A 6,208-nucleotide genomic window follows, 5' to 3' on the forward strand; every position below is an offset into this window, starting at 1 on the left:
ATTTATCCTGGTTATTGGCCGTTGATGGCCTTGGCCAGGCCGCGCAGCTTCATGTTGATGAAGGTGAGGCTGGTCTGGAAATCCGATGCGTTCTGCGAAAACGCGGCCTGCTCGACCCCGATTTCGACGGTGTTGCCGTCGGCGCTGGGGTGGAAGGGCACGCGGTACAGCGGTCCGTCTTCCGACAAGGTCGGCTCGCCCGCTTCCTCGGCGATGCGGTCCTGCATGGCCGACGCGAAATCGATGTCGCGCGCGGTATAGCCCGGCGTGCTTTCGTTGGCGATGTTCGAGGCAAGCACGCGCGTGCGTTCGGCGCGCACCTGGAGCGCGTCGGCATGCACGCCGAGGGCGTCTTTGAAATTAATCGTCATGGCGATCCTTCGTCGGAATACTGCGGTGATTTACAATGTGATTTTTCGCAGGACACATTTTCTAATGATTGCTTTCCATAGGGCAACCCTATTCATTGTAACCTGTCTTTTGTGCGCCACAACCGTGGTCGCACAAACAATTACTGCTGAGATAGAACAGGCTGCCCGTATACAATTAGACAAGCTCGCGGCATCCAACGGCCTGTCCGACCCGGAATACGACTTGTCCGTGGTCAGCAGCCGCCCGGCGCCCCCCTGTGCCGGAAAAGTCGAGGTCGAGGCGCTCGACACGCGCCAGCCGGCCCGCATGCGCTTCGTCGCCCGCTGCGCCGCCGGCAAGGGCTGGCGCCACGATTTCGTGGTGCGCGCCCGGGTTTCCGCCCAGGTGGCGGTCACGGCCGCCCCGGTCGGTCCCAACCAGCCCCTGAACGACGCCGACATCGCCCTCGAGCGGCGCGACATCACCAATATCCCCGATGCGGTCGGCGATCCGGCCCTGGCCCTGGGCCAGAGCAGCCGGCGCAGCCTGCGCGCCGGCGAGATCCTGCGCGCCAGCCAGCTGACGGCGCCGATTGTCGTCAAGCGCGGCGACCAGGTGATCATGGTGGCGCGCCACGAGGGCATCGAAGTCAGCATGGCGGGGGAGGCAATGGACGCCGGCGCGCGCGGCGCCATCGTTCGGGTGCGCAATGCGGCGTCCGGGCAGGTGGTGCGAATGCGCGTGGCGGGGGCCGGCACGGTCGAGCCGGTCGACTTGCCCGCTACTGCCCGTTGAGTCCTTGCAGTTTGCTGGCCAGGCGGCTCAGCTTGGCCGCATAGGCCGGGTCGGTGGCGTAGCCGCCGCGCGCCAGGCCCTGGGCGAAGGCCTTGGCATCGTCGCCGACGCCCAGCGCGCCGCGGTAGCGCGGATTGTCGATCAGCATCTGGGCGTAGTCGCGGAAGGCGCTGGCGCCGTCCGGATAGGCGCGGAAACGCTCGCGCGTCTTGATCGCGGCGCCGTTCACGTACTCGGTGGTGGCGGAATCCGTCACCGCGCCATCCCAGCCGGACCCGGCCTTGATACCGAACAGGTTGTGGCTCGAGGCGCCATTGCTGGTGCGCAAAGGACGCTGGCCCCAGCCCGATTCCAGCGCGGCATGGGCCGACACCAGTTCCGGCGCCACGCCCAGCTGCTGGGCCGCTTCGCGCGCCCAGGGGGCGATACTTTCCAGGAATGCACGCTGCTGGGGCGATTCCGGGGCGGCGCCGCCCATCGGCGCGGCGCCTTCGACGCCTTCCGGTTCTTCCGCGCCCATGATGAGCCCGTTGGCGCGGGCGCGCAGCAGCGCGCCTTCGGCGTTCAGGCTGGTGGCGGCGCTGCTGCCGCCGTCGCCGTTCTGGATGTAAGCGGCCACTTCACTTTGTACCTCGCCGAACATCGCGCCGAAGCCCGCGCCGCCGCCGCCGAGCGGGGCGGTCGGACGGGTGGCGCTGGTGGGCGCCAGGGCCTCGATGCGCGTGGACAGGAAATCAGCGGGGCGCATAGATGCCGTCCTCGCCGTGCAGCACGCGCTGCATCACGGTGTACTGTTCGGCCAGCAGGCTGGCGTTGCGGGTGGTGGCGGCCTTGCAGGCCGTGACGACCGCTTCCAGTTCGCTCCAGGCCGCCTGCGCGGCACCGCGTGCGGCCGCGTCCAGGGTGGCGAAGAAGGCGTCCATCGTGGCCTGGGGGCCGAGCAGGGCGCGCACCAGCGACACGCGCTGCTGGCGCCGTGCTTCCATCGTATCGAGCAGGGGAGTAAGTTGTTCGGCAAGCTGGGTCAGCTCGCTGCTGCGGTGGCGCACGGCGGCTTCGAATTGCTGTTCCAGCAAGTCGCGCACGGCCGCGCCGTCCTGGACGTCCAGGCGCACGCCGTCGAGCAGCAGGGCGGTGGCCTGCGGGCGGGTCAGCTTCGCCAGTGGTTTGGACATTAACGACTCCCGTGGAATTTCTGGATCAGGCCGGCGAGGCGCGCCGGATCGAAAGGCAGCTCGCCGCGCGCCAGCTGGTCGCGCAGCTCGGCCACGCGGGCGGCGTCGAAGTCGGGCATGGCGCCCATGGCTTCGGCGGCCGGCTTCAGCACTTCCGACTGCAGCGCGGCGCTGGGGGCGGCGGGCGCCTCGGCCGGGACCGGCACGCTGACGCGCTGGGTGCCCATCGTGACTGTCGTAACGGACGAGCCGGTGACTTTCATGCGGTTACCTCGGGTTTTCGATTGGATCGTCATGATTTACTTCGGCAGTTGCTTGCGCAGTTCTTCCAGCGCCGCCTCGTCCGTCTTGCCGATCGAGGCTTCCTTGCCCAGGGCGTCAGGCTTGCCCGGCGTGCCGAACATCGACGACACCGTGCGCGACTGGGCGCTGGTCAGGATCATGAGCTCGATGCGCCGGTTCACGCCGGCCAGCGGCTCCTTGGCGTCGAGCGGGCCGCGGTCGGCCATGCCCACCACCTGCAACACGCTTTCCGAACGCATCCCGCCGCCCAGCAGCTCGGCACGGGCCGACAATGCGCGGTCGGTCGACAGCGCCCAGTTCGAATAGCCACCGCTGTCGGGACCGGCGAAGCGGGAAGCATCGGTGTGGCCCACGATCAGCATCTGGTTCTTCATCTGGGCAAACAGCGGCCCCATCTTGCGCAGCAGCCGGGCGAAACGGCCCGTCGGCAGCGCACTGCCGCGCATGAACATGCCCTGCTTGTCCGTGTCGTGCAGCATCACGCGCAAGCCATAGGGTGTCACCACGGTAGCCAGGTTGGGCGCCAGGCCCGCCTCGGCGCTCAGTTCGCCCAGGGCCTTGGACAGCGCGGCCAGGTCGGAAGCGGTCTCGTAGGCCACGCGCGGTGCGCTCGGAGCGCCCGGCCCGTCGGCGTTGCTGGTGCCGGTCATCGGCAAGTCGAAGCGTTCGATCATACTGCCGCTCGGCTCGGAAGCGATCTCGGGTTTCCGGCCCAGCCCTTCGAGCATACCGCTCTCGGTGGCGTCGCGCACGATTTTCTTGAGATTCTGTTGTTCTCGTGCGGCAATCAGCCAGAGAACTAGAAACAATGCCATCAAGGCCAGGCAAAAGTCGGCGAATGCGACCTTCCAGGCGCCGCCGTGCTCGTCGTGCGCATGCTTGCCGCCGCCGCGCTTGACGATGGTGGCTTCGTGCTTGTCGTTCTTGAGTGCGGACACGATTACCCCGTCATGCGGTCGCCCGTGCGGCGACGCTTGTTCTGCGATTCATCTTCGCCGCCCATGGCGTTGATCCATTGTTCGAGCTGGGCGAAGCTGGGCTTGGTGTTCAGCTGGATCAGGCGGCGGCCGGCGTCGATCGCCAGCAGCGCCGGCTTGCCGGCCACGTGGGTGCACAGCACCACCTTGACGGTTTCCATGGTCGAGGCCTCCGAGTTGACCAGCTGCTTCATCATGTTGGCCAGCGGTTCCAGCAGGCCGTAGCAGAAGAAGATGCCGATAAAGGTGCCGACCATGGCCGCGCCGATCTTCTCGGCGATCTCGCCCGAATCCGCGCCGCCCGAGACCGAGTACATGGCCATCACGATGCCCAGCACAGCGGCCAGGATGCCGAAGCCCGGCATCGCCTCGGCGATTTTCTGCAGCGACTTGGCAGGCTGGGTCAGCTCCTCGTGGATGGCTTCCAGTTCCTGCTCCAGCACGCCTTCCAGCTCGTGCGAGTTGATCTTGCCCATCGCCATCAGGCGGAAGTTGTCGACGATGAAAGCCAGCAGCTTCGGCTCTTCCAGGATGCGCGGATAGCGCTGGAACAGCGGGCTCTCGGCGGGCGCCTCGACGTGGGCGTCGAGCGCCTTCAGGCCGCCGGCGGCGGTCTGCAGCAGTTCGTACATCAGCAGCAGCAGCTGGCGCTGGAATTCCGAGTCGTGCTTCTTGCGCGCGGCGACCTTTTTGAGCTGGTGGGCCAGCTCGGCCAGCACGTGCTTGGGATTGCCCAGCACCAGTGCCCCGAACGCGGCGCCGCCGATGATGAGCAGCTCGATGGGGTGGAAGATGGAGGCGAAGGTGCCGCCCATCAGGGTGAAGCCCCCGAACACGCACCCCAGGACGATGGCGATACCTAATAATTGCTGCATGACGTCAGGCCTTTCTGGCGTTTGTGGTAATGATCTTGGTTGTTCATCAGGCGCGCTGCAGCGCGGCCTTCATCTTGGCCAGCGCGCTCTTGTTGAGCTGGCAGACGCGCGCGTCCGACAGGTCGAGCACGGCGGCGATTTCCTTGTAGCTGAGTTCGAACTCGTAGATCATCTGGATCACACGCTGTTCCTTCTCGTTAAGGCTGCCCAGCACCTGTTCCAGGCTGCGGCGCACGAGATACGATTCTTCCGGGCTGGGCGCGCTGTGCGCCTGGTCCGTGGTTTCCTGCAGCACTTCGTCGAAGCTCAGCATTTCTTCGGCGCTCTCGTCCAGCATGTGCTGATAGTAGTCGGTGGCGTCGATGCCGAGCGCCTCCATGGCTTCCTTCTCGCTCGGCTCGCGGCCCAGGCGGCGGGTGAGGGCGCGCAGGCCGTCGCGCAGCTTGTGGCTGTCCTGGCGCACGGTGCGCGGACGCCAGTCCTGGCGGCGTAGCTCGTCCAGGATCGCGCCGCGCACGCGCAGCGAGGCATAGCTGCCGAAGCCGGTGTCGGGCGTGCCGTAGCGGCGCAGGGCTTCGAGCAGGCCCATGAGCCCGATCTGTTCCATGTCCTCGCGCGACATCACGCTCGACGCCTGCGAATTCAGCTGGCGTGCGATGCGCTTGACCAGCGGCGCGTAGGCCACCAGGTGGCGCTGCTCGTCGCGCGGGCTCATGCCCGCGCCGATGGCCGCGTCCTGGTAGTCGCCGGCGCCGGCGTCGAGATATTCGGCTGAATAGCCCACGTTGTCCCCGGTAGTCAACTCGGTTATGTATCGGTTCGGTTATTCGATGATCAGCTTGCCGATCATGACTTCGGAAAACGGCTTCACGTGGTTTTCCTTGGCATAGCTGGCGTCGAAGGTCTTGTTCAGCTGCTCGGCATACTGGTCCACCGTCATGGCCGATGCTTCCGCCAGGCTGCGCGTGGACAGGCTGGACACCACGATGCTGCGCAGCAGCGGCAGATGTTCCTTGGCTTCCTTTTCCAGTTCCGGCGTGGTGGCCAGCACCAGGTCGACCGACAGGTAGTGGGCGGCCGGCTCGTTGGGAGCGCGGCGCAGCATCACGATCACCTTGTCGAGGGTGACGTACTTGGTCAGGCTCTTTTCGGGCACGGGCTTGTGCTCGACCGCGGCCTCGGCCTTGGTCGGGGCCGGGTTCAGGTACCACATGGCGCCGCCGGCGGCGGCAGCGGCCGCCAGCGCAACGCCGGCGAATGCAATGATCAGTTTGGCTTTCATGACTTTATACGCGTCCGTTCAAGGAGAACTGCGAATCGTGTTGACCGGCGTCGCGCAAGGCCTGGCCCGGAGTGCGCTCTTCCTGTTCCTGGCCCGGCTGGCGGCCGCGGCCCTGCGCATCGGCGCCGGACTGCGAATTCGCCTGGGCGCCGGCCTGGGCGCGCGGCGCCTGGGTGACGGTGACCGACACCTCGCCGGTCTGGCGCTGGGCCAGGTCGTTGCGCAGGTTGTCGCTGACCGTGTTCAGCTGGCGCAGCACCTCGCCGTGGGTGGCCGAGATGTTGACTTCCAGCGAGCCGGCGGCGTGGCGGATCGAGATGTCGATCCGGCCCAGCATCGGCGGCTCGAGGCGGATGGTCGCCTGGTCCACGCCTTTGGCCGATTGGAGCTGCAAGCGCTCGCCCAGTGCTTCCTGGAGCGTCTGGCGCCAGGCGGACGGCGGACCGGCCA

10 protein-coding genes are annotated in these 6,208 nt (G+C 66.9%); 1 reads left to right on the forward strand and 9 read right to left on the reverse strand.

The window, feature by feature from the left end; genetic code table 11:
- Positions 1 to 11: 11 nt before the first annotated feature.
- The gene (gene flgB / locus V7778_RS22750; protein WP_335559519.1) at positions 12 to 371 is read right to left on the reverse strand and encodes a flagellar basal body rod protein FlgB; all 360 of its coding nucleotides are present in this window, start codon (positions 369 to 371) and stop codon (positions 12 to 14) included.
- 229 nt (positions 372 to 600) lie between these two features.
- Between flgB and flgA the strand changes: the two genes are divergently transcribed.
- A complete protein-coding gene (gene flgA / locus V7778_RS22755; RefSeq protein ID WP_335559534.1) occupies positions 601 to 1,146 on the forward strand; it encodes a flagellar basal body P-ring formation chaperone FlgA in 546 nt (181 codons plus the stop codon).
- On the opposite strand, the gene V7778_RS22760 is transcribed toward flgA, so the two are convergent.
- The 8 genes from V7778_RS22760 to V7778_RS22795 form a co-directional block, all read right to left on the reverse strand.
- Entirely contained in the window at positions 1,133 to 1,894 is a 762-nt protein-coding gene (locus tag V7778_RS22760) for a glycoside hydrolase family 73 protein (protein WP_335559521.1), read from the reverse strand. The two genes, flgA and V7778_RS22760, sit on opposite strands and share 14 nt — an antisense overlap.
- Complete coding sequence (gene flgN, locus V7778_RS22765) at positions 1,881 to 2,321, reverse strand: flagellar export chaperone FlgN (protein ID WP_335559523.1); 441 nt, start codon at positions 2,319 to 2,321, stop codon at positions 1,881 to 1,883. The genes V7778_RS22760 and flgN overlap by 14 nt, the downstream gene beginning before the upstream one ends.
- Positions 2,321 to 2,584: a flagellar biosynthesis anti-sigma factor FlgM gene (gene flgM, locus V7778_RS22770; protein WP_211521922.1), complete on the reverse strand. Its 264-nt coding sequence runs from the start codon at positions 2,582 to 2,584 to the stop codon at positions 2,321 to 2,323. The genes flgN and flgM overlap by 1 nt, the downstream gene beginning before the upstream one ends.
- A 36-nt stretch (positions 2,585 to 2,620) precedes the next feature.
- On the reverse strand, positions 2,621 to 3,562 hold the full coding sequence (locus tag V7778_RS22775; RefSeq protein WP_335559525.1) for a flagellar motor protein MotB: 942 nt from the start codon (positions 3,560 to 3,562) through the stop codon (positions 2,621 to 2,623).
- 2 nt (positions 3,563 to 3,564) lie between these two features.
- Positions 3,565 to 4,476, reverse strand: a complete 912-nt coding sequence (motA, locus tag V7778_RS22780; RefSeq protein ID WP_335559527.1) for a flagellar motor stator protein MotA — start codon at positions 4,474 to 4,476, stop codon at positions 3,565 to 3,567.
- Between the two features lie 46 nt (positions 4,477 to 4,522).
- Positions 4,523 to 5,260, reverse strand: a complete 738-nt coding sequence (locus V7778_RS22785) for a FliA/WhiG family RNA polymerase sigma factor (protein ID WP_335559528.1) — start codon at positions 5,258 to 5,260, stop codon at positions 4,523 to 4,525.
- Positions 5,261 to 5,299: 39 nt separating this feature from the next.
- The gene (locus V7778_RS22790) at positions 5,300 to 5,758 is read right to left on the reverse strand and encodes a flagellar basal body-associated FliL family protein (RefSeq protein ID WP_335559530.1); all 459 of its coding nucleotides are present in this window, start codon (positions 5,756 to 5,758) and stop codon (positions 5,300 to 5,302) included.
- A gap of 4 nt (positions 5,759 to 5,762) precedes the next feature.
- The coding region (locus tag V7778_RS22795) for a flagellar hook-length control protein FliK (RefSeq protein WP_335559532.1) at positions 5,763 to 6,208 on the reverse strand (446 nt) is incomplete at its 5' end.

Origin of the sequence: Massilia sp. DD77 (genome assembly GCF_036961685.1) — a bacterium.
GTDB lineage: Bacteria > Pseudomonadota > Gammaproteobacteria > Burkholderiales > Burkholderiaceae_D > Telluria.